This window comes from Iningainema tapete BLCC-T55 (genome assembly GCF_014698965.1).
GTDB classification, from domain to species: Bacteria; Cyanobacteriota; Cyanobacteriia; order Cyanobacteriales; family Nostocaceae; genus Iningainema; species Iningainema tapete.
In genome coordinates, this window is the sequence record NZ_JACXAE010000034.1 from 75,140 (window position 1) to 97,360 (window position 22,221).

The 22,221-nt window shown below is 39.9% G+C and carries 18 protein-coding genes and 2 pseudogenes; 4 read left to right on the forward strand and 16 right to left on the reverse strand.

The features are described 5' to 3' along the window. Positions 1-3: 3 nt before the first annotated feature. Positions 4-267 carry a hypothetical protein gene (locus ICL16_RS08175; protein ID WP_190826352.1) on the reverse strand — a complete coding sequence of 88 codons (264 nt, stop codon included), beginning with the start codon at positions 265-267 and terminating at the stop codon, positions 4-6. A gap of 338 nt (positions 268-605) precedes the next feature. Here ICL16_RS08175 and ICL16_RS08180 point away from each other — a divergent pair. Then, positions 606-1,676 (forward strand): annotated as a pseudogene (locus ICL16_RS08180) (ISKra4 family transposase). A gap of 104 nt (positions 1,677-1,780) precedes the next feature. Continuing rightward, positions 1,781-2,497 carry a response regulator transcription factor gene (locus ICL16_RS08185; RefSeq protein WP_190826353.1) on the forward strand — a complete coding sequence of 239 codons (717 nt, stop codon included), beginning with the start codon at positions 1,781-1,783 and terminating at the stop codon, positions 2,495-2,497. 157 nt (positions 2,498-2,654) lie between these two features. Here ICL16_RS08185 and ICL16_RS08190 read toward each other — a convergent pair whose 3' ends face one another. The 6 genes from ICL16_RS08190 to ICL16_RS08215 all read right to left on the reverse strand — a co-directional run bounded on the left by ICL16_RS08190 (position 2,655) and on the right by ICL16_RS08215 (position 12,337). After that, complete coding sequence (locus ICL16_RS08190; RefSeq protein WP_190826354.1) at positions 2,655-3,260, reverse strand: DUF6753 family protein; 606 nt, start codon at positions 3,258-3,260, stop codon at positions 2,655-2,657. A 25-nt stretch (positions 3,261-3,285) separates the two neighbouring features. Then, positions 3,286-4,041 carry a hypothetical protein gene (locus tag ICL16_RS08195; RefSeq protein ID WP_202895456.1) on the reverse strand — a complete coding sequence of 252 codons (756 nt, stop codon included), beginning with the start codon at positions 4,039-4,041 and terminating at the stop codon, positions 3,286-3,288. A gap of 273 nt (positions 4,042-4,314) precedes the next feature. Then, entirely contained in the window at positions 4,315-5,169 is an 855-nt protein-coding gene (locus tag ICL16_RS08200; protein ID WP_190826355.1) for a nucleotide-binding protein, read from the reverse strand. A 98-nt stretch (positions 5,170-5,267) separates the two neighbouring features. Beyond that, positions 5,268-6,251, reverse strand: coding sequence for a hypothetical protein (locus ICL16_RS08205; protein WP_190826356.1), 984 nt, complete (start codon positions 6,249-6,251; stop codon positions 5,268-5,270). A 1,288-nt stretch (positions 6,252-7,539) separates the two neighbouring features. Then, positions 7,540-11,157 (reverse strand): hypothetical protein, encoded by a 3,618-nt coding sequence (locus tag ICL16_RS08210; RefSeq protein WP_238360666.1) that lies wholly within the window; start codon positions 11,155-11,157, stop codon positions 7,540-7,542. Positions 11,158-11,161: 4 nt separating this feature from the next. Beyond that, a complete protein-coding gene (locus ICL16_RS08215) occupies positions 11,162-12,337 on the reverse strand; it encodes a ParB N-terminal domain-containing protein (RefSeq protein WP_190826357.1) in 1,176 nt (391 codons plus the stop codon). A 613-nt stretch (positions 12,338-12,950) separates the two neighbouring features. On the opposite strand from ICL16_RS08215, the gene ICL16_RS08220 reads away from it, so the two are divergent. Next, positions 12,951-13,460 carry a helix-turn-helix domain-containing protein gene (locus tag ICL16_RS08220; RefSeq protein WP_190826358.1) on the forward strand — a complete coding sequence of 170 codons (510 nt, stop codon included), beginning with the start codon at positions 12,951-12,953 and terminating at the stop codon, positions 13,458-13,460. A 136-nt stretch (positions 13,461-13,596) separates the two neighbouring features. On the opposite strand, the gene rppB is transcribed toward ICL16_RS08220, so the two are convergent. From rppB to ICL16_RS08235, 3 genes and pseudogenes are all read right to left on the reverse strand, one after another. Further along, positions 13,597-15,003 carry a two-component system sensor histidine kinase RppB gene (gene rppB / locus ICL16_RS08225; RefSeq protein ID WP_190826359.1) on the reverse strand — a complete coding sequence of 469 codons (1,407 nt, stop codon included), beginning with the start codon at positions 15,001-15,003 and terminating at the stop codon, positions 13,597-13,599. Further along, positions 14,990-15,697: a two-component system response regulator RppA gene (rppA, locus tag ICL16_RS08230; RefSeq protein WP_190826443.1), complete on the reverse strand. Its 708-nt coding sequence runs from the start codon at positions 15,695-15,697 to the stop codon at positions 14,990-14,992. The genes rppB and rppA overlap by 14 nt, the downstream gene beginning before the upstream one ends. A 360-nt stretch (positions 15,698-16,057) precedes the next feature. Then, positions 16,058-16,245: pseudogene (locus ICL16_RS08235) on the reverse strand (hypothetical protein); the annotation flags it as partial. Between the two features lie 164 nt (positions 16,246-16,409). Here ICL16_RS08235 and ICL16_RS08240 point away from each other — a divergent pair. After that, the gene (locus ICL16_RS08240; protein WP_190826360.1) at positions 16,410-17,081 is read left to right on the forward strand and encodes a L,D-transpeptidase; all 672 of its coding nucleotides are present in this window, start codon (positions 16,410-16,412) and stop codon (positions 17,079-17,081) included. Between the two features lie 253 nt (positions 17,082-17,334). Here the strand turns inward: ICL16_RS08240 and ICL16_RS08245 are convergent, their stop codons facing one another. From ICL16_RS08245 to ICL16_RS08270, 6 genes are all read right to left on the reverse strand, one after another. Continuing rightward, a complete protein-coding gene (locus ICL16_RS08245) occupies positions 17,335-17,808 on the reverse strand; it encodes a DUF2808 domain-containing protein (protein WP_190826361.1) in 474 nt (157 codons plus the stop codon). Positions 17,809-18,142: 334 nt separating this feature from the next. After that, on the reverse strand, positions 18,143-18,628 hold the full coding sequence (locus ICL16_RS08250) for a DUF2808 domain-containing protein (protein ID WP_190826362.1): 486 nt from the start codon (positions 18,626-18,628) through the stop codon (positions 18,143-18,145). Between the two features lie 142 nt (positions 18,629-18,770). Next, positions 18,771-19,250 (reverse strand): DUF2808 domain-containing protein, encoded by a 480-nt coding sequence (locus ICL16_RS08255; RefSeq protein ID WP_190826363.1) that lies wholly within the window; start codon positions 19,248-19,250, stop codon positions 18,771-18,773. Between the two features lie 255 nt (positions 19,251-19,505). After that, positions 19,506-20,321 (reverse strand): CemA family protein, encoded by an 816-nt coding sequence (locus ICL16_RS08260; protein ID WP_190826364.1) that lies wholly within the window; start codon positions 20,319-20,321, stop codon positions 19,506-19,508. 289 nt (positions 20,322-20,610) lie between these two features. Beyond that, positions 20,611-21,534: a cation diffusion facilitator family transporter gene (locus ICL16_RS08265; protein ID WP_190826365.1), complete on the reverse strand. Its 924-nt coding sequence runs from the start codon at positions 21,532-21,534 to the stop codon at positions 20,611-20,613. A gap of 32 nt (positions 21,535-21,566) precedes the next feature. Continuing rightward, complete coding sequence (locus ICL16_RS08270) at positions 21,567-22,130, reverse strand: hypothetical protein (protein ID WP_190826366.1); 564 nt, start codon at positions 22,128-22,130, stop codon at positions 21,567-21,569. Positions 22,131-22,221 lie beyond the last annotated feature (91 nt).

Sequence of the window (22,221 nt, forward strand, 5' to 3'; positions counted from 1 at the left end):
CTACTAAAGTAGCCCTGTCCAAATACCAAACAAAAAAGCTACAAATACAAATAATAGCTTTTGATATTCGGGCAGTGGCGTTTTTGGACAAATAATAGCAGCAAGTAAAAAATAATAAAACTGTGGACTATAATTAGCTAAACCTGTAGAACTAGAAGCCGCAACAGGTAAAGTACCAACTCCTAAAAAAAACAATAACCCTGTGATAAACCAAGCAACCACAGTATCAGCTATATCCAGTACTTTTTTAGTATTATTAGGTTTCATAAGACTAAGGGGTAAAAGTCAGGAAAACTCCCAGTAGCATGGCGCCTGTGGTTTTCCCTTAAATCAAATTTTACCAAAAAGACAGAACCCACGCCCAAACTTCAAGCTTGAAAATTGCAAAACTCTTACCCAACTGCGTCATAAATTAGCCTTACAGCAGAGGTAATTATTTCTCTCACCTCTTACGACTTTATTCTTGAAGCTTTATTTACTGCGCTTCATAAAGAATTGGTATAAAAAGTGCAAAGCTTATGTATAAATTATGCAAAGAGAGCATGTCACCTTTGCACAAAGGGTAATAATGGAAAAAGACAGAGATCAATAGAATCAAAACTGTGATGACACCAGAACAAGCATCAGCCATCAAAGCCCATGCCGAAGCCATAGCGGCAATACTGTACTCACAAACAGAACCAGAACAGTTAAGCACCTTGGCAGGAATAGAAAAGACAGTACGTGACCAAATACTACAACACGTCTCACCAGAAATTGGAATTTTTTTATCCGCATGGCAACAGGAACGGAGTCAGGAAGAACCAGACACATCAAAAGTATCTTGGGAGAACTGCCAGTAAGTAGTCAACAAGCGCAGAAACTAGAAGTCAAACCCTATACACAGTTAAGTCCTTATCTAGAGATGTGCTGTATCCGCTGCAGTGCCAATGTATCCTATGAAAATGCGGCTTTATATGTGGAGTTTTTCACGGGAATCAGAGTGCCAAGTAAAACACAACAACGATTGGTTCATCGGCAAGACTTGGCGCACCTGAGCAAAAGACACCTGTAGAAGAGTTAAGTGTAGATGGCGTCCAAGTACGTTTACGAACACCCTGATGAGAACCCAGTATTTGGCGAGATTATAAAGCAGTGCAATTGCACAACATTGCGACATAGGCTTGGTTTCAAGACAATACTGCTTTGATTGAATGGGTAGTAGCTCAACCGTTAGGCATCACCGCGATCGCTGTATTGGTGATGGTCATGATGAAATTTGGAATATCATCAAAGAACTAGCACCTCTACAGCAGCGATGGGAAATTCAAGGGTTGGCTATCATCAATGCGGAAAACATGACACAAAGTCGGTAGTTCGCTCAAACTCCTACAGCAGGCTGAAACTTTATTGTGACGCGGACAAGTTGATCCTGTTTTAGAGATGTTCCGTGATTCCCCCCGTAATAAAGGTGCATAATTTCTGCCAATACAATCGCAAGCATCGCCATCGAATTGTTAACTATGAGTATTTTCAAGCTGAGGATATTTGTGCCATTGGTTCCGGTGCTGTCGAGTCTGCCTTTGCAAATAGACCGCCGACTACAAATTTCTGGTGCGTGGCACCGAATCAAGAAAATGTTCCTCAAGTACTTGCTCCGAAGTTGTGCTTATCTTAATGGACTGCTCACTATTTGATATCAAGAGCGCAAAGCGAAAATGCTCCCTTATGCAAATCAAACCTATTCAGCAAAAAGCAATGATATAAGGGATCTTACATAAAATAGAAAGGATCAGAGCAAATGAGTATGATAAGAGTAGCTATTATCGATAGTGAAGATATATTTAGAATTGGTACAGCAAGAGTACTATCCGAAACCCATAAAATTCAGATATGTGGTGAAGCAAAATACGGAAAAGAAGGATTAAGCCTTATCAATGACGAGCAGTCAGACATAGTAATTGTTGATATCAACTTACCCGACATTAGCGGTATAGAAGTAATCGGTAGTATCAAACGCAGGTACGAAAACCGCATTAAAGTCGTTGTAGTAACAAGAAATAGCAACAAAGAAACCGTAAGCGCTGCTCTCAATAATGGCGCAGACTGCTACTACTGCAAAACTAGCAAAAAAGACAAACTAATAGAAGCAGTATTTACTGCATATAACGGCGAGTCTTGGATAGATCCAGTGATAACCAGGATGCTAATAGATAAAGCCACAAGTAAGGAAATTTTGACAGAAAAAAACCAGTGCGAATTCAGCGTCCGGGAAATTAGCGTCCTTAAGCTAGTAGCCGCAGGCATGAAAAACGAGCAAATTGCCAACAAGCTTTGTTTATCAGAAGGCACAATACGCTCTCATATGCACAACGTATTTACCAAGCTAGGGGTAAACGACAGGCTCAATGCCGTCCGCGAAGCCATAAGGCACAAGGTTATCAGCTACGAAGACCTGAAAGCCGATCGCACAACAGAAAATGTGTTAAATAACCAGATTAACGTTGTTGCTGCATGAAACTAGTTTTAAGAAAAAGGCATTCGTTAAGGGTCACAGTAGTGATGCGATCGCCTCCTCAAAATCAACACTAGACAAGTAAAAACGGCAGGTGACACATCACTTGCCGTAGCAAAAATACCGGAATGTACTGGCGATCGCTTTACTAACAGCACATTTACTGAACATCAATTATACAAGCACCAGTATATTTTTTGGAAGAACGACAAGTTTTGATAATTGCCGCATTCTTAATATATATATCCCGCGCTGATTTGCCCTCAGGAGATTTTAACCATTGAAGCAGCTTCCTATCCTGCTCAGTTATCGGGGGTATAGGGGGAACCTTATTAGCATTACTAGTAACATAGGTCCTGGCAACTGTTATATAAGTAAACACACCTAAAAAAGTTCCTAATGCTAACACACCCCCTAGTAGTGCACCTAATTGCGCTAGCTTCCAATTACCAATGGGAGAAGAACTAACCGTGGCAGAACGCTTGCTAATCAACTCTTGAGCAGCTTTAGCGATCGCAGTCTTTTGTTGCTGCAACGCCACATCAGCAGCATTATCCAACTTATTATCTATCATGTTAGTCCAGCCTACTACTACCGACTTTAGCTTGTCAGGCAAAGCCTGTAGAAGAGCTTGTGTTTGCCCTATTTCTGCGTACAAGTTAAATAAAGGATCTTCTTGGTTTATACCCGATTGAGTTATCCAGTCAGCAATTTGTTTTCTTTCTTCTTCAGTACGCTGTTGGAGTGCCGCTCGTACATCTACCATAATTTAATACCTATACTTTAGTAGTTTAAAAAACTTTTTGTTCGGGTGATAGCTCCACGCGACTCATAGTCAACCCTAAATAACTAGCAGCCGTTTCATTAGTAGAAACAAGGGAGTGAAAATTATTCATCCAGTTAAATATAATTGAACGGTAAATAACATTAATATAAGAAATTGGTTTAATAGCTTCACTATAAGGTAATTTACTATCTTCTAATGCTTGATAAATATTATCGCTTAGTTTACCTAAAACTAACTCTATTCCCTTAAGAGCATTAATTTCCTTCTGTACTTCCCAGCCGTCATAATACTTAAAATTTTTACCGAAATAGTAATTTTTTAAAACAACGTAATCCGCTTGATTGCCAAAATACTGATACAAATCTCGTAAATATTCAACACAATCCTTTCGATTTGACAAGGGATGTAAAAAAGTAACACGATACCCCAAAGTATTTAAATTTTCTAAGAAAAACACACTTTTTTCAAAGACCTTGAATTCGGGAAAATTTTGCCCAGGCATATCAGTTAAAAGAACATCTGTTGTGTTACAGAATATTTCCAAGTCTACCAACAATTGATCTGAATCTCCTTGGGAAAAACCTAAATAACAAATCTTCAAGTTTTTTTGTGCATAAATATCCAATTTGTTACGATGACCATGATAATAAACTCGCATATTTAAATTGTACTTGAGATACAATTCAACCAATAATCTAGAAGTTGTAGATTTACCAACACGAGCATCACCAATTGTAATTACAACTCGCTTTCTAAGCATAATTTATTTAATTACAGCAGTCCTATTTAGCTGAGAACATATCGTTTGTTCCGTTAACAGTTAATAGTTAACAGTCAACAAGAGCCAGCGCGAATGAGGGTGTTCCCACTCTCACGGTGTATGGAGCAGCGTTGCAGGTGGGAAACCCGCGCTCTTGAGCAAAGTCTGCCGGGGGGATACTCCAGGTGGCTCGCTTTGCGACTGCACCAAGGCGAACGCGGAGTTCCGCGCTTGAGAAGGGCGTTCAGCAGTCAGCGGTCAAAACAGTTATGTTTACGAATTATTTAGAATCTCTATAGTAGATTTTTCTAGTTCTTGTACTTCTTGTACTTCATTTGCATCTAGTGGTGGTTTATCAAGGGCTAAAAGGTTAGCTGCTGGTTTTATACGTTTTTCAAAATCTTCGCTCCAAGATTTAACTCTTCCCCTAAAAACAATATTTGTTTTAGGATGGGTATACACATCACTAAAAGCCAAACTATAGCGATCCATAAAATCATATGGCTTGTAAAATAGATCGGGCATAGTAATTTCAACCAATCCTTCAGAAAGCATTTTTTTACGTAAAGACCAATCATCATAACGTTCAAAGCTTTTTTCATCGCCATGAAATAGATTTTTGACTACCACATAATCAACTTGCTTTTTACACAATTTGTACAGTTTTTCTAAAACATTAACAGAGTCAAGTACACGACTAATGACAGATACCATTGTCGCCCGATAATTCAAATCAGCCAGCACTTCAAAAAATGCTATTTCTTTGAAAAAATTCTCCATGAACTCACCTGATTGAGCTGGCAAGTCTAAAAGGACAATTGGAAAAGGATTAGACTCTAAATCAGTTAAGAGTAGATCGGTTCCGCCGCGTGTAAAAATATCTAAAAACCGAACTCTACCCTCATATGAGGTCTTAAAGTAACGATTTAATTGAGGATTCCTCTTATCGGCATCATAAGCAATGCAGGGAAGATTTTTATTAAGGTATAGCTGTAACAATCCCCTAGAAAATGTACTTTTACCTACCCCACCCTTATCACCAGTAATAATTACCAATCGATTCTGAAAAGTGCTATCATGATTATTTTGATTGTCTGGATTATTATTTGTATTATTTGCCTCAGACATTTTTTTATTCCTTTTATCAGTTTTGTTTCTACTAACAGACATAACTATCCTCAAAAAAGCCAGATAAGAACTTTGGTTTTATGTTAGTTGTTTATAAGTTAAACTAACACAAGTATTTTATTTGCCAATTTCATTAACCAAGTAAGATAAGCTAATTTCAAATTAAGAACTGCTTGAAGATCAAAAATTTGATGTACACCACACAACTCTAAAGCTTGTAAAAAAATCCCTCCTTTTAGGACATTACAAATAGAAAATGGTAAAGCTTTGGCTGAATAATGAAAAACTATCGTTACATCGAGTTCCTGAGCTAAAAGCAAATCATTAGCATTACTTACGAAGGATTGATACAAATCGTAATATGAGATATTTTCATTTTCCATAATTAGTTGACAACAGCTTAAATAACATTTACGCGATAATTGATTGAGCAAATTAACTTCAACAGTTGCCGTCAATTGCGGTATGTCAACTTTTTTATACAAAAAATTCAAATAAGTAGTTTGTGTAATCGACTTATCAGAGTTACTGCTTAAATTTGTATTATCAGAATACATCTTAATAGCTGGTAATAACATAGGCGGTGCGCTAAAAAATGAAAACTCAGACTGCAAATACATTGTAGAAAGCGCATCAAGCTGAGTATTATTAACTGAATTAAACCAGTGTAAAGAATTAAGCTTAGTTACTACTAATTCTAAGCCCGATGAATGTGTAGCAGACTTTGATTTAACTATATTACACTTTTGTCTATCACCAAACTTCTTAGCAATATCCTTACGCAACCAGCGAACAAATTCACGTTGACGCTGATAAGCAAATATATTAAAAACATACTTAAGAGCCAACCAGCATAAAGTATCAACTTCCCGTATTTCATTATTTTCAGATTGTACATATCGCCTTCGCTGAAGTTTTGGGGGCAACTCTGCAATATAGGTAGCTATATCTGAAACACTTGCCACAGGACAAACAAGCACGAATATGTCTTCTGCAAAAAACTCAACTCCAGTATCAATGTTCAGCAGCCTAATTGAGTTTTGCTCAAATTTAACTACCTGCAACGACCATAAATTATCCATCTTTTAATCATTAGTGCATTTGGTTTTATTAGAATCAATCTCCAGTATGCACAACTAGACAAGATATGAAAACTAACAAAATTCTGATTAAATTAATAACTCAAGTTATATTTCTAAAGCAAGATAGTTCTTCAAGTTATTTACCACCTCTTGAAAACTATCTGAAGTTGAGACTAAAAGGATCGGAGCATTAACAAAGTATACGGGAGCTTGACATTTCAAAATCATGCGAACATTCATAAATAGAAATTGGTGTACGCCAGTGTTCGCGCACTGGCTTTTATTTTAAGTAATCAACAACAAAAGACATAACTACAAATATTGCCCCAAAGAAAATGACAGCCATCTAGAAAAAATACACGTATGCCAGTTGCTATTTCGTGTTGCCATTTCACAAATAACAAATAAGTTTATAATCTCTTGTTTTTTTTGCTGTAAACGCTTTATGTATTAATTTAGTTAAAAAATATATAAATACAAAACTAATAATTTTAAGCCATAAATGGTTGTGTTTTAAAATGTCAATTTGTACAGAGCTTGTAAATTTTAGATAATGAGATATTAAGTGAAAAAGGATGAAGTTCTTAGTTGGCTGTCACACATTTAATAACGCTACATCTTGTCAACTAGTATAAAAATTAGTCTTCCCCCATCTCCGCTTTTCCCAACTGTCAGTTGTATGGCAGAAGCCTTCCTAAAGGGAACTCGACAAGTTCATCTCAACAGACAGTTGCACACCAGTTGCAAGAGTTGAGGGCATTGCCTAAAACCAGTCAACGTGAGAGCGAGCTAACTCTCCCACATGGTTAGCACTCCGCAACGCAGTGGTTCCACTTAACAGGTGCGCCGCCCTACAAGTGCATCTACAAATTGAGCCACAATTCGTGCGGAAGTTCCCAACAATTTGTGGGAAGTGGCTAGGGAAAACTGCCCAGAGCAACGTCTTCCCCCAATACAGTTCGGAACGCTTTAGGAAGATGAGGATGATGGGGAAGATGAGGAAGGTGGGGAGGATGGGGAAGTTATTTTATGCAACTCCGACATCTCCCTCATCTCCCATTACTCCCTCATCTCCCATTACTCCCTTATCTCTCATAAGGGAGGCAGAAACAGAGAATTTAACTTTATAAAGTTTGGTAGGAAATTTTCAGTTCTCATCCTAACTGCTGGGTTAAAAATACCGTACTATAGCTAAATTTTGAGTTAATATGCAATCCGTATTGCCAGATTCTACCAATAGGTTGCATCTGAAAAAATAAGCTCAGACTGAGTACGATTAGCGATTGATTTAAGAACTATCTAATAAAGAAGTAAACTGCTCAATTATCCACGCCATACCCGTAATAATATGCGCGATGATACTAAAGGCGTGTTGTAACAATTGCGATTGCCTCTGGGGCAGCAGCAGAGCCGATCGCACATTAAATGCAACGTGCTGGAGTATCACAAAGAAGCAATTACTAACGGTAGAGGCTGTCTGGACTAAGTTAACAACAGGTAAAAGCGGTGTTCCTTGAGCTACCAAGGGTAAGTACACTAGGGCAACCCAAGCTTGATCGTCATCAACGTCTGGAATAGAATTTGACTCCAGCAATGAAGCGAGTATGGATGCTACCGCTCCAAGCAGTTTAGCCCATCCTCCGATAATTATCCCAGCAGCAATCTGGCTTACCCGAGGCTGTTTGATTACCTTCTCTTTCGGTAACACCGCCGCAATTTCATCAACGACATCCTGCTGCGTCGGTTTTTCATTCCCCGATAATATATGTTTGCCAATCGCCTTGATTAAAGCAAATTTGGTTTGTTCACAACAGGGGGCAGCCCGCCAATCTATATCAATTGCCCGCACCCTTTGAAACTTGCACCCTGGTAATTCCTCTTGCAGGAACCCCACATCAAAATCCCCAACAAAGTAATATATTAATTTCTCTTTGGGACGTAGGTGCGATCGTAAACGACCGACTTCTTGGAGAATTTCAGCACTAACTAAACCATCAACAAATTCTTGGAAGTCGATGTCAGGGAACTTTGCCGCCGCCAGGTTTTCTTCTCTTAAGGGGGATTCCTCAACTGATATATCCGGCACGACACCAGTCAATACTTGGTACTCGGCTGCCAACGAACCAATATTTGGGTATGGTATGCCAAACGAAGCAACAGCAGTCGCACCCGCAAAACGGTTAACTCCCCTACCATCCCGAAAGTGATATCCATCACCCGGTTGAGCGTAGCTCTTGCGTTCGATAAATGCTACGGACGGTGATAACTTTTCGATTTGGGATCGCAGTGCAGCCAAACGTTGGTGCATCGACTCGCGGCGATCGCGTCCCAAAACACCCATGTCGGTGATTTGCACCACCGTTAAATTTTCATATTGAGGAGTAACCTGCTCAATTACAAGAACATCCTCAACTTCCACACCCAACTTGAGAGCAAGATACCGCACATCTAAGGTACCGTCTAAATAAATATTGTACCGTGCGGCTTTCGCCACATCCCGATGACGTGTATCCTCCTGGTGAATTACCAGTACACCTTTATCAAAATGCATTGTCCCACGAAAATACCTTCCCCAAACTTCTAACAGTGGGACTAACCAATTAAGAGGTACTACCTCAAGAGCTTGTTTAATCTCAAGATTCGCAGTAGAGCGCAATAGTTTATTTATTCGCCTACTCGTAGCACGTTCTGCTTTGGTACCAACACTCGCATCTACACTATCCGCACCTTGGGCTAAAAACTCCAAGTTGGGGGAAAGTTTGACTACCAATTGATTGATAATATCAGTTAAATTATCTGGTGGCTTACCCAGTAGTTGGCGAATAGTAGTATCGTTATAGCCATAACGAGTAGGCTCTGGTAGGGGAGTATCACTCTTAGATACAGAACCTTGACCGTAAGTATCACCCCACAACAAAAAGCGCAACAGCTCAAAAATTGTTTTCAATTTCTCATACAAGGATGGCGCTACTAGGGATAATTCCCCCACCGTTTGATTAAAATCGCTTATGGTAACTTCGATTTTGTCTTTGCATCGCATTATCTGTGAAGCCTCATCCCAAAAAATTCCACAATCAGAAAATTGATAATCAACTGGATCGGGAAGGCTATCTGGATGGGCCCTAACTTGGGGGTATTGAAGGACAGAATGTCGTTGAAAGCGATAACCAAATCCAGATCCAGTACTGTGACAACAGGCATTATGAAGATGGCAGCTAAGACAAATCGGGTTGGATGATTCTTCAATGTGGTTAATATTTTTCGCGGCGAGCGCACGGAACGTACCCGCACGGTGACAGTTACCAGGAGTGGTAGCAAAATCTTCTTTGCTATTTGGATGAACCAAAAAAGGTTGTCCAAGGGGTGTCAGTCGAGTAGTATCACGAGCAAACCCACTATGCCGAGGGTGTAAATCAACAAAGTTAGTTTCAACTGTTAAAGTAGTCGGATTGCGATGATCGCAGGCAAGATACCACAACTGGCGACTCCCAAATTCTTCTGGCGTCATGCTCCCGGCGGTGTGAGATTTCCCTAACCCCGGTGCTGATTTATCCAAGATATGCTGCCAGCCCAATTCGACAGCTTCTTTCCAAATACTTACTCTTTCGTCACCCAAATAAATAATCTTAGGACAGCCCAATTTTTTATACTGTTCGGGGGTAGGTAAATCTGTTGGGGTATATACCAATATCGCCTGTGGAGCAGAACCTTGGACTCTTCGTCTCACCCGTCGCGCAAACCCGCGCCCTGGACGCAACAGACGCTTAATTTTATTTAACTGATGACGAAGATCATCCCAAAGACGAAGGGGATTGCGCGATAAACTTTCAAACTGCGCCCAAGTGAGCAACTCGTACTCACCAGTATACTCATCGGGGTCAGCACAAGATTTATCAAGCTGTCCGTACCAGGCAACTTGTAAAGTGTAACCCCACCGGGTAACTAACTCATAAGTACGGCGGTACTGACGCATGACATTTTTATTGGCGATCGCACCCGCATCTGCCCATAAAACCACATCTTGAGTACCACCCAACCTCTCCTTTGCAGCAGTAAGATACGAATTAAGAGTTTCAGGACTACCCGCAAAGTTACCACCTGCCGCACCAATAGTGATTTGGTTTCGCAATTGGGCGATAATCCAAGGCTTAAGAATACCCTCGGCAAGTCCGATATATTGAGCTAGGGGATGTACATCGTTAGCAGGAGTACAAAACGTAAGGGGCAATTCGCCGTTCTTCAAGTGAACAGTTGCACCCTGAGGGCGTTTACGTGTGCGCGAAGTCGCCCATAAGTACTTGGGAACATCTTTAAGTGAATCGTTATCAACTCGCAACTGCCAACCAACAATTTGTCCTTCAGGATTCCACACCGGGCATAGATATCCTGACTGGGGAGTAATTAGAGATCGCCCCCCAAGTGCAACACCCGCCAATTGGTAGGAAACTTCTTGGTCGAGTTTTTGCCATTGCTCAACTGATTTAAATAAACCGGCGGCTATCAACTCATCATTTAATCCTCGGCGTTTCAAATCCTCTCGGTGAGAAGAGCATAACTGTAGTTGGACAAGAATATCTCGAATTTGGAGATCGCGATCGCCTTCAGAAAGGCTGGCAGCATGGTGAGCTTTTTCTTGTTGCAGACGTTCAATACGCATACTCCGCCAACGTTCTGCCCACTCGCGCCTCGAAGCTTCATCTATATCTCCTAAGTCGCGCCGTACTATTCCCCACAAACCATCACGGGTAAGTTTGAGAAACTGCCAACCAGGAGGTGCTGAATATGCATCCGTCGCGGTCATGCACAACACGGTGTCAGGACTATCGCTTAAGTGACGGCAGCGCCTGCTAGTATCGCCACAAACAGGACAAGGATTATCACGAGAGGTGGGGATGTATTTTGTCATGATCTTATGCAGCAAGAAAATCCCCAGTGTTTTCATTTCTAGCTTGAATTCCAAATTCAATTTTGCGTTGGTCAATCATCTCTTCAAGCTTGCCAGTTTCCAGAAGTGTCAGATACCGCTCCTCTTCCAACGTCAAATGAGGAAAATTCAGCATTTGGGTTAGCGAGACTCGCACGGGGTAAATTGACCCAAGTTTTTCTAATAACCGAAGTATTCGTTCTCTCTCTTGCATCGAAGGTTCCTCCTGTAATGTGGCATCAACGTTCTGAGGTCTAATACTCATAGTCTCCAAATAGTTATTTTTAAAATTCCGAAAACCAAACTCAATAAACTCGTTAGTAATTTTAATCACTCGACCAGACCTTCCTAAACCCGATCGCTGTTCCTTTTTAAATTGGTAAACCTGCCCAACTTCAAACCCTCTAAAAGGATTGCGAAATCCTTGACGGACTAAACCCAACCCGTCTCGAATCGTCGAAACCTCACCACTTTCAATTACATCTAACACCTCACCCCGACGCTCGTAGCAAATAAACTTATACGCTGCATCGATGCTACGGTTGAGTTCCCTTTGCAACGCATTAGCGGCTTGCAATTTGCCTTCTGATGCTAATTGAGAAATAAACTCAAAAACTTTTTTACCTTTAGAATAACTACCTGTACTTATTTGCAAATTATCAGCAACAACAGCACGTACATTTATCCGCTCTGATTCTTGAGAATTACTTGCATCTTCTGCTTTTGTCAAATTTGACAAAAGCAGAGCTTGACGAGCATAACTTGCACCTTCAATTTGACGAGCTTTTGCTTGGGGACGCAGTATGGACTCAAAATATTTACCTTCAACAAACTTCTGGAAATAAGTTTTTTCATCCCGGTGAAGATTAAGCGCGAACAACATATCAATCTCTTCTTCAGAGTCAGCATAGTCGCCAATCATTACTGGGACTTTTGGCAAATCAAGCTTTCTGGCTATCTGCAACCGACACTTACCAGAAAGTACAACGTTTGCTCCGGTGCGTGTCGAAACCTCAAGAGGGGTAATGATTCCCTCTCGCTTAATACTTTCTTCTAATTTATGGCGATTTTCATTCTCACCATAGATCTCTATTAGCTTATGGTGAATAACCAACTCGCCTGGGGGGAGATGTAAAATCTGCCGATTATCTAAACAAAGCATATTTTTGCACAGGCATAATCAAAGAAATGTTTTGAACACAAATAACTCTTGCGCTGAACGAAGACTTAATCTCTCAAATGCTCAAACCCATCCATGAGAAGCATTTGAATAATTAAAGCCAAACCAAGAGCTACGAAGTCTTAAGAAAGTATTAAGTTTTTAAAATAACTCTGCCTGTTAGATAAGTACTGCAAAAATTAACAAAGTTTTGTAAAGATGCGTATATATCAATACCGATCAGGCTAAATCTATTTAAACAATTTGCTTTGTACCAATCGGGGGGTAAAAAACATCCATTAAAGGGGGAGCGTACACAAGCAGGTAAGTTCATGATATGATTGATTTAAGTTGATGTTGATTTAAATGCAAAAGCATCTGTCCAGCCTACAGCTAAGAGGTTGGCTTGCTTATTCACTTAGATAAATCCCGCTGTAACGGGTAAATTTTTCAAAGACTCCTGCTCGAACAGGAGTTTTTGAGCTTTTTATGGTAATATGAAACTCAGTATATCAGGTTTAGGACAATTTGACAAAAATAATCGAAAAATAAAAAATTAATAAATTAACGGAAAAAGTTCCCTGTTAAATAAACCTTATTTATAGATTAAGAACAAATGGCTGGTCGCAAAGTGCTTACCATTAATCTTTTGCCTAGAGAAAAAGAACTACTAGAAAAAATCATAGAAAGCAAAAGCAGCAATGAGAAAGTCATCCAGCGAGCTAGCGTAATATTGGCAGCGGGACAAGGGTATGGAAATACACAAATCAGCAAAATTTTGAATATAAGTTGTAGTCAGGTAGGAATATGGCGCAATCGTTGGATAGAAGAAATTGCACCATCACTGAAACTAGCTGAACAACAAGGGGTAGAAGAGAAACTGGAAATATTAACAAAAGGACTAAGTGATAAGCCAGGACGTGGAAGAAACAAGATTACTGACGCTACCCAAGAAAACGAAATCATAATGCTAGCACAAAAAGTGCGAGAGCGTTGGGGTGGAGAATCAAGACGCGGAGAAAAACAGGAAATAGCTCGCACAGCAATCAATATGGGAATCGTGCGAGAAATTTCCCCCCGTAGTATAGGAAGACTTTTAGAGAAAGAAAAAACAGCAGCAAGATAAGGCTGATTGTGTTAAAAAAATTTCTTAAAGACAAAAGATCCGCTTAGGGACATCCCACTGTGTTGTTACTTAAAGGAAAAAATGACCGCTTTTAAAGGATAATAATGTCGCTCGTTACCAACATTTAACCCATATTTCACTTCAGTAAAAGGCGAAACAGCCCTTTGAATGGGTAGATAGAGCGAACACCTTCAAGCCTTGTGACATCAAGAGGTAATTGAATGGTAAAAGTGCTACCTTTTCCTAATTCACTTTGCACATTCAAGCTACCATGATGTGCCTGAACAATTGCTTGAGCGATCGCCAACCCTAATCCAGAACCGCCACTGCTACGAGAGCGATCGCTATTCACCCGGTAGAAGCGATCAAAAATCCTCGCAAGCTCCTTCTGTGGAATGCCAATGCCACTATCTTGAACCTGAATCACAGCATGATGATCACTGCGGTCTAAGACAACCATCACCTTTCCGAATTTTGGCGTGTAGTGAATCGCATTGATAATTAAGTTAGAAATCAGACGATAAAGCTGCTCAGAATTGCCTACAATATTCAGAGGTTGATGCACCTGTATTGAGGATGTCAGCTTTACATCAGCGGCGTTTGCCATCGCGGCAAATTCTTCTACTAAATCGCTGATAATATCATTTAGGCAACAAAGTTCGCGCACGGGCATCGGTTGTCGGTCTAGGCGAGCTAACAGCAATAAATCAACAACTAGAGTCGTGAGTCGCTGATTCTGACGGTGTAAAGTTCGTAAAATATCTCGTGTCTCTTCTTCATGCAGTTGAGGCATCGACAGTGCTGATTCCACTGTCGCGCCTGTCGCTGTTAAAGGTGTCCGCAACTCGTGTGCTGCATCCGCTGTAAACTGTTGGATTTGTCTATAGGATTGGTAAATCGGTTGCATGGCTAATCCAGCCAACCACCAACTCGCAACAGCAACCATACTCATTGTCACTGGCAATCCCAGAGCTAAAACTAATTTAACCGAGTTCAAGTATTGATTGAACTCGAACAAGCTTCGCCCTACTTGAATATAACCCCAATCCCCATTTGGGGTATGTAATGTAAGAGTAATTTGGTGGTATTCTCTACCTTTGCCGTCTTTAATAAATTGCCATTTTTGGTTACTAAAAGCTGTGGAAAGTCCTTCTGGATAACTACCTGCCGTGGCAATCATGCGACCAGATAAATTAAAAAAACGTATGTAATAATTACCTTGGCTATTAATACCGAGAAAATGTTGGTTGGCATTACGCGGGTATTGGATACATTTAGCTCCACTAATTCCACACAAAGATAAATTTGGAAACAAGCTTTTGACAATCAGTTCCAATTTTTCCGATTCCTGGAGTTTTGGTTCAATAGTGTCATGCAACGTTCCCGCAACCGACTCAATTTCATTGTCTAAAGCTACCACATGGGAATGAAAAACTGCTCGGTAGAAGCCGAAAGCACTTATGGACAAAATCAAACCCATCACAACGGCATAGTAAAACGCCAAACGGATACGAGTGAGCCGAAAAAGTTTATTCTGGTTCATTATTCAGCAAATTAAAACGATATCCCGTGGCGTGTAAAGTTTCAATTGGGTTAACGCAGCCACTATTAGTTAATTTACGTCGCAATAAACGCATTTGTGCTGCGACAACATTACTACCTGGTTCTGCACTCACCTCCCACAGTTGATTGCGAATTTGTTCGGTAGTGACAATTTGGTTAGGGTGCTTCATAAAATATTCCAATAATTGGAATTCTTTATTTGTCAGGGGAATAGCTTGTTTTTCTCCCGCAGCATTTTGACTCACAACTGTACTGTTGGCATAATCGAGAGTCAGATTAGCAACAGTGAGTTGTTGGGGTTGAAAATTTGGAGAACGCCGTTGTAATGCCCGTAATCGTGCTAGTAATTCCGCCATTCCAAAGGGTTTAACTAGGTAGTCATCAGCACCCGCATCCAAGCCCGCAACTTTATCTTCCATCCTGTCTCTAGCTGTTAGCATCAACACAGGCAAAGAATTGCCCTTGGCACGTAGTCGTTGGCACAATTCCAAGCCGGAAAAGCCAGGTAGCATCCAGTCAAAAATCGCTACTGTGTATTGAGTCCAGTTATTTTCGAGATACGACCATGCCTCGGTGCCATCAGTCACCCAATCGACTAAATACTTGTGTTGTTTCAGCGATCGCTTAATTGCCGCACCTAAATCTGGTTCATCTTCCACTAGCAGCACGCGCATACAAAATTCAGTTGTTAAAAGTTCATGAGAGTTTTGTGTAAGAAGCATAATTTTTTGCCCTAAAAAATAGATTGACAGAGCCTGATGAAATCAAGACGGAATTTACAGATGATAAAAATATTTATGATTTGGTTACATAAAACCATAAAGATCTACTTGACAAATGACAGTAAATATAGAATAAAAGACTCATTAGACCCACTTGCGGTAGGTAGGGTGTAGTTAGTTAGAGGAGTTATACGCACTAACTGTTTACAAGGAGTCTACTGAGCTATTACTTATCTTGACAGGTCGAAATGAAATTAGGATGAAATATTATTTGTTTTGTTTCAACGAGTAAAAAAATACTTGAGAAACAACAATCTGCATTCCAACTTCCAGAAACACAACATCCCCAGGCATTAGTTCCAATGCTTCCACCTCAAAAATTCTACGTCGCGAATAACTCGCACTTTCGGAGAACTCAGGCATTTGAGGGCTGCTTTGGCTTTTTCAGCGCGGCTTTCTTGCATGAAGCCAAGCAGACCGTTGAGAATGACAATTCTCAGTTTGCAGGTATTATAAAAGTGCTAGGATTTCAAACATAGGCTTTTGTGGTGGTTCGACTTGTCGTTTTGGTAAACAACTCTACTACAAAAGCCCTCTTCATTTTTGGTGAAGGTGTTGCTGAATGCAATCGGGTATCGGCTAGGTATACTGGAGAGAATAGACAATGGTGATGGTAAGAAATGAATTTCTAGCGCGTACAATAATGTTGTTTTGTTTTGGTACAGCAATTCTATCTCTTGCTGTCCATTGGCGCATCACTGCTTCTATGACACCTAATAGTAGGTCGGGGACAGATGGAAATGTTATAGCTACGGGAGCTTTAGCAGCAGAAAAGCCAACGAGCTTTGTGCAGGGTGAAAAACAAAATTCAACTGTAAATAACTCGCTAAAATCGTTATTGTTTCAGGGTTGGGATCAACAAAAATCATCTAATAGGCTTGCTGCGGACGAGACGCAAGTAGTCGTTGATTTAAACGATTACCGCGTCTATGTTTACAGCTTAGATCAGGTCATAGCTAGCTACCCAATTGGTGTAGGTAAGAAGGGTTGGGAAACTCCCACAGGTTCTTTCCAGGTAATGCACAAGCAACTCAATCCTGTCTGGCGTCACCCAATAACCGGCAAAGTATTTCCAGCAGGTCCTGATAGTCCTTTAGGAGACCGATGGGTTGGTTTTTGGTCAGATGGACGCAATCAAATTGGCTTTCACGGCACACCGGTTAATGGGCAGGTAGGCACTGCTATATCCCACGGTTGCTTAAGAATGCGTAATCCCGATATCCGATTGTTGTACAAGCAGGTAAAAGTAGGGACACCAGTGGAGGTGCGCCCTTAAGAACTTAGTCAGGTGTCAGAAGAAAATAATTAACCCCAACGCTGAATTCTAGCTTCCCACTAACACAGGACTTTTGGTTAATAGCAAGCGAATTTATTCACGGAGAAATCAAGAAACTCTGTTACAGAATAAAATACCTTCCAAAAAACCTGAGCCAATTTTACTGGCTCAGATTTTCACTAAGATCACCTGCTTGGGTGGCATTCACCCAGCGAAACCCTATGTCCACCCTTTGTAATTGGCGAAGGTATTGTTAATAGTAAGTCTGAACCCGCGCTAAACCAAGTGGAAGCTCTCCGTTCATACCAACCTTTTTGACAGATACTGGGTAATGCCAAGTTTGTTCGTAGCCTGGAGTGTTAACTCCTTTCATTAGAATTGATATAGTTGTACCAGGAGCTACTGGTTCTGAGAAAGCAACCGTGGCTTTTCTGCCATTAATAGAAACAGTTGCAGAAATTTTTTGACCTAATTTATTTTTCACTTCAATTCCTTGGTTAATGTTCGCATCCTCTGGCAAATCAATTATCAATTCTGAAATTGCTTTACCTTGGGTATGAACATCAAACTTATGAGTCGCAGCTGGGGCAGCCGCATAGTTAGGAATCGCTGCACTGTTTCCAAGATGTGAAATTTTAGCGTCATTTGGATTTTTTGCCAAAGCAGCAGGAACTGAAGATACAATAGCTAAGGTAAATAATGTAGCTGCGTACATAAACTTTTTCATTCCATTTCTCCTCGTTTTAGTTATTAGGTGATTACCTCTATATTTATTAGTTTGATGCTTGCCGATGAAATCATCATGAAATTTAGCTTGATTTGAATAAGGAATATTTATGAATACTATTATTTTTTGTTAGTAATGATTTATATATAAAACAATACGGTTAAGTTAAGAAAATTTGGACGCAAAGAACCCCGGTTTCTTTGAGAAACTGGGGTGATGAATGCGGCTTAACTGTACGGTATTGATATATAAAAAATGAAATAAAAAATTTCTATCCTCTCTTTTCTGAAAAAGAAAGAAATAGGGAAATAAACTTGAAGCGGAAAGTATTGACTTAATTGATACGAAATCTAGCTACACCTACGGGCATTTCTACACTACTACCAGCAAATTTAGCAAATAAGCGGTAAACGGGACCATTACCACGAAAAGGTTGTTGGACATTCTTAAGGTCTATTTCTAGTTGAGTATTAGGAGCAATAGATTCTGCGAAAACTAATGAGATTGTTCTATCATTGACAGACAAATTTGTCTTAACTTTCCGATCATTCTCTTTTGTTACAACGACATCATTAACATTATTGCTCCACCTTACAGTCTTTGGAACTTCAATGCTTAGTTGAGTAACACCTTGGCTATTTTTGGGGATGTGTACTCGGAAAGTGTGTCTAACATTCTGCCATCGAGTTTGAGGAAATTGGGAATTACCATCAACATGGGGAAAATTACCATCATTATCGTTAGCACTTGCATAGTTAGCAGGAAGCAAGGCTGCGGTAGCTAGAATCAATGCAGTAGCGTATATCAGTGTTTTCTTCATATCTACTCCTCACGTAGTTAACAATGTTTGCCAAAAAATAGGTATGTGATAAAGGAATATTACCTTTATTCATCTATTTATCAGTTCGACAGGTCTTGATGAAATCAGGATGAAATTTTTAGCCACTAACAAAATTTAGAAGTTAAAAAGTGGGAAATTGAGCTACACCAACAGGAATCTCTATATCACTTCCAACAACCTTAACCGATAAGTGATAGACAGAAGCAGGACCAGTAATTGGTTGTTTAACTTTATTAAGGTTGATTAAAAGTTTAGTGTTGGAAATGACTTTTTCAGGAAAATCTATGATAATTTGTTTGCCATTCACAGAAACATTGATGTTCACTTTCTGACCATTTCTATACAGCACCTCAATATCATTGCTTACGGCTACAGTCGATGGAGTTTCGATAATTAACTGAGAAAGAGGCTTGTCATTCTGGGGAATGTTTAATCGGAAACTATGTTTGACAAGGCGCCAGCTAGTAGTTGTAAATTGCAATTTATTCTCAACATTAGGAGCCAAGCTATCATTTGTCTTAGCATTTGCATAACTGCTATAAATTAAAGCTATGCTGGCAATAGCGACCATTGGCCCCGCGTAAATCAGCGTTCTCTTCATTGGATTTTAAGGAAAAATTGTTTCAACAACAAGCCAGTTTCATTCAATGAACCTTTACTTAAGCAGTATCACAGGTCACTATGAAATCAAGATGAAATTAATAGTTCAGTTACATAAGTTAAAGATTGTGAAGTATAAAGCGTCAGAAGTTTCCTCTTCTTGAAAGAAGAACAAGCTTCTGGAAATGCTTGCTTTAATAAATAAGTGTAAAAGGTCACTATGAAATCAGGATGAAATTTTGACTGGTTGGGAAAATTATTCGTTCATATTACGGTAAGTGGCTACGGCTGAAGGGGAACTACGGTTAAGGTAACGAAAAACCCAATATTTGAAAACTGTGTCCATAGTAACAGGAACTGTCGCTATAAATAGCGAAATCAGGCTTTTATTGTCTGGAAGACCAAAATGTTTTAAGATATTCTCTAAAATAATTTCCCAAGCGTAGGGAGAATGATAGCCGACAAATATATCAGTAGAGAGAATAATTAAAAAAGCTTTGGCGGAGTCGCTTAAACCGTAGAATATTTCATCAGTAAAAAGCTTTATAACTCTCATCTGTTGTTTTCCGAAGATACATAATGTAATAAATGAGAATAATGAGAGTATGTCTGCAAAAATATTACCGATAGCATCAGTACTTTCCCATTTATACTTTTGGGCTAATGCAATAGCTTCATCCTTTACCTTCTCTTCTATAGCTTTGGGAGAAAGTTCTGGAGCCTTTCCCAGCAGTGTTTGAAACTGAATTTCTCGCTCAAATCTTTTCAATTCAGCTAAAGCTCTTTCTTCTTGAAAAGAGTTCAGGAAAATTCTCGATGCTTCTGGGTTCCAGAATTTATCAATTAAAGGATAAATAACAAATATTTTTGAAAAATGATTGACTAATAAGGGAACAATCATCAGAATTAGCAAGTAACGAATAGAGCTAATTGTGATCTGGCGAAAAGCGCGAAATTCTTCAATTACCTTTTGCTCTGCATTTGGACTTAGCGTCTGTTTTATCTTTTCTATATTTTGCAGTATGGAGCGAGGTATAAAGCTAGTTTTTTTAGATTTTGAGCTATATTTCATTCTCAATCCTGATAGTAAGTCAGGCTTTTAGTCATTCCGCAATTTTGTTACTAAAAAGCCTGATAAATTTGTCAAAGCTAAGAGATAGCCTTCTAATGATTACTATAGGAAATTAACATGAAATATAGATGAAATTTTAGCGCATCTTGTACAGATTTATTTAGAAATGAATAATATACTTTAGCACCAAAATACAAACTCTACGTTGAGAAGATAAAATCAGATTAGCGTTTGCGCCTTGCTGCTGTTCCTGAACGCAATTATGCTGTGAAAATAAAATTAATTTGAATTAAACTTGACGTTCTTCAACAAAAGAACACGGGTAACTTGAATCGCCAGTTTCCACTTGGATAGTTGGATGTTCAATGCTGAAATTGTCGTGAAGTTCCTGGACAACCCGTGCTAAAAAAGCATCACCAGGATATCCAGCAGGTATAACAAGATGGACGGAGAGGGCTGTTTCTGTGGTACTCATTGCCCAGATGTGCAAGTCATGAACGCCACTTACACCTGGAAGTTCTGCTAAATAGGTACGGACAGCCAATGGTTCAATACCTGCTGGTACAGCGTCTGTAATTAAATTTAAAGATTCTTGTAACAATTGCCAAGTTCCAGCGACAATTACCACAGTCACAATTAGACTCACTGCCGGGTCAAACCACAGCCAACCAGTAGTAATAATTGCAATACCCGCCAGTACAACTCCAGCAGAAACCGCAGCATCTGCAACTAGATGCAGAAATGCACCTCGAATATTTAAGTCACCTTTTCGACCTGATAGAAACATCAAAGCGCTACCTGCATTGATAGCGATACCAATAAAAGCCACTATTATCATCGTTCCCCCCGCGACGGGAGCAGGTGAGCGAAACCGTTGAATAGCCTCCCAGCCAATGCCACCTGACACAACTAAGAGAAACACGGCGTTCAAAAGCGCAGCTAAAATTGAGGAGCGACGCAGCCCGTAAGTGCGGCGCGGTGTCGGACGACGACGGGCAAGAATGCTGGCTCCCCAAGCTAGTAATAGTCCCAAAACATCGCTCAGATTGTGACCTGCATCGGCAACCAGGGCAAGGGAGTTAGCAAGAATGCCATAAACTGCTTCGATGATGACAAACCCTGTATTGAGAGACACGCTAACGACAAAGGCACGATTGTAATTGCTGCTGCCGTGATCGTGTCCGTGACCTCCGTGACTGTGATTATGAGACATGACTCCCCTGCTAGCTATCTAAAATCCTCTAATTACTGATTAAAGCTAAACCGACCATTTACTTTTTCCCCACCAACCTCAGCAGTAATTCTTGCCTGATACTGTCCAGTTGCTTTTTCTGATATCTCCGCTTCGTAGTGCTTACCTTGAGCATCATAGGTAAAAGGAATCCTTGTTTGTTTTCCATCCGGTGACTGAATATCAGCCGTTACTTTAGCATTAGGTACTGCAACGTGTTTATCTCCCGTTTCTAAATAAAAATCTATATGAATTCCTTTATCTTCTTTTTCTGCAACAAACTCTAAATGATATTTACCTGATTCAACAACTTGACCACCATGTGAATGTTCTTTACCTTCTTGGGATTTATCATGTTTATGAGAGTGGTCTTTGTCGTTATGTTCTTGTGCGGATGGGCTTTGAGTTTTTGTTGCGTCGGTACTGGTACTAGTGGTATTTGTGGTGTTTGTAGTTTCAGTTTTAGCGGTTTCGGTTTTACTTGTTGCGGCATTTTCTTGAGTTCCGCCACTGCAAGCACCTAAAAATAAGAGTCCAATTGTTCCCAAAGCAATCAAATTAGACTTATGGAATTTCATTTGTTCACTCCTTATAAAATGTTGGTGTACTCAACAATAATCTCATTTTTGTGGTTAGAAGGCACAAAATTTTCGATTAAACAAGATTATA

What these genes read in the sequence shown, in the direction of transcription:
- ICL16_RS08175 (WP_190826352.1), bottom strand. Translation starts at nt 267, where the DNA reads ATGAAACCTAATAATACTAAAAAAGTACTGGATATAGCTGATACTGTG.
- ICL16_RS08185 (WP_190826353.1), top strand. Translation starts at nt 1,781, where the DNA reads ATGAGTATGATAAGAGTAGCTATTATCGATAGTGAAGATATATTTAGA.
- ICL16_RS08190 (WP_190826354.1), bottom strand. Translation starts at nt 3,260, where the DNA reads ATGGTAGATGTACGAGCGGCACTCCAACAGCGTACTGAAGAAGAAAGA.
- ICL16_RS08195 (WP_202895456.1), bottom strand. Translation starts at nt 4,041, where the DNA reads ATGCTTAGAAAGCGAGTTGTAATTACAATTGGTGATGCTCGTGTTGGT.
- ICL16_RS08200 (WP_190826355.1), bottom strand. Translation starts at nt 5,169, where the DNA reads ATGTCTGAGGCAAATAATACAAATAATAATCCAGACAATCAAAATAAT.
- ICL16_RS08205 (WP_190826356.1), bottom strand. Translation starts at nt 6,251, where the DNA reads ATGGATAATTTATGGTCGTTGCAGGTAGTTAAATTTGAGCAAAACTCA.
- ICL16_RS08210 (WP_238360666.1), bottom strand. Translation starts at nt 11,157, where the DNA reads ATGACAAAATACATCCCCACCTCTCGTGATAATCCTTGTCCTGTTTGT.
- ICL16_RS08215 (WP_190826357.1), bottom strand. Translation starts at nt 12,337, where the DNA reads ATGCTTTGTTTAGATAATCGGCAGATTTTACATCTCCCCCCAGGCGAG.
- ICL16_RS08220 (WP_190826358.1), top strand. Translation starts at nt 12,951, where the DNA reads ATGGCTGGTCGCAAAGTGCTTACCATTAATCTTTTGCCTAGAGAAAAA.
- rppB (WP_190826359.1), bottom strand. Translation starts at nt 15,003, where the DNA reads ATGAACCAGAATAAACTTTTTCGGCTCACTCGTATCCGTTTGGCGTTT.
- rppA (WP_190826443.1), bottom strand. Translation starts at nt 15,697, where the DNA reads ATGCGCGTGCTGCTAGTGGAAGATGAACCAGATTTAGGTGCGGCAATT.
- ICL16_RS08240 (WP_190826360.1), top strand. Translation starts at nt 16,410, where the DNA reads ATGGTGATGGTAAGAAATGAATTTCTAGCGCGTACAATAATGTTGTTT.
- ICL16_RS08245 (WP_190826361.1), bottom strand. Translation starts at nt 17,808, where the DNA reads ATGAAAAAGTTTATGTACGCAGCTACATTATTTACCTTAGCTATTGTA.
- ICL16_RS08250 (WP_190826362.1), bottom strand. Translation starts at nt 18,628, where the DNA reads ATGAAGAAAACACTGATATACGCTACTGCATTGATTCTAGCTACCGCA.
- ICL16_RS08255 (WP_190826363.1), bottom strand. Translation starts at nt 19,250, where the DNA reads ATGAAGAGAACGCTGATTTACGCGGGGCCAATGGTCGCTATTGCCAGC.
- ICL16_RS08260 (WP_190826364.1), bottom strand. Translation starts at nt 20,321, where the DNA reads ATGAAATATAGCTCAAAATCTAAAAAAACTAGCTTTATACCTCGCTCC.
- ICL16_RS08265 (WP_190826365.1), bottom strand. Translation starts at nt 21,534, where the DNA reads ATGTCTCATAATCACAGTCACGGAGGTCACGGACACGATCACGGCAGC.
- ICL16_RS08270 (WP_190826366.1), bottom strand. Translation starts at nt 22,130, where the DNA reads ATGAAATTCCATAAGTCTAATTTGATTGCTTTGGGAACAATTGGACTC.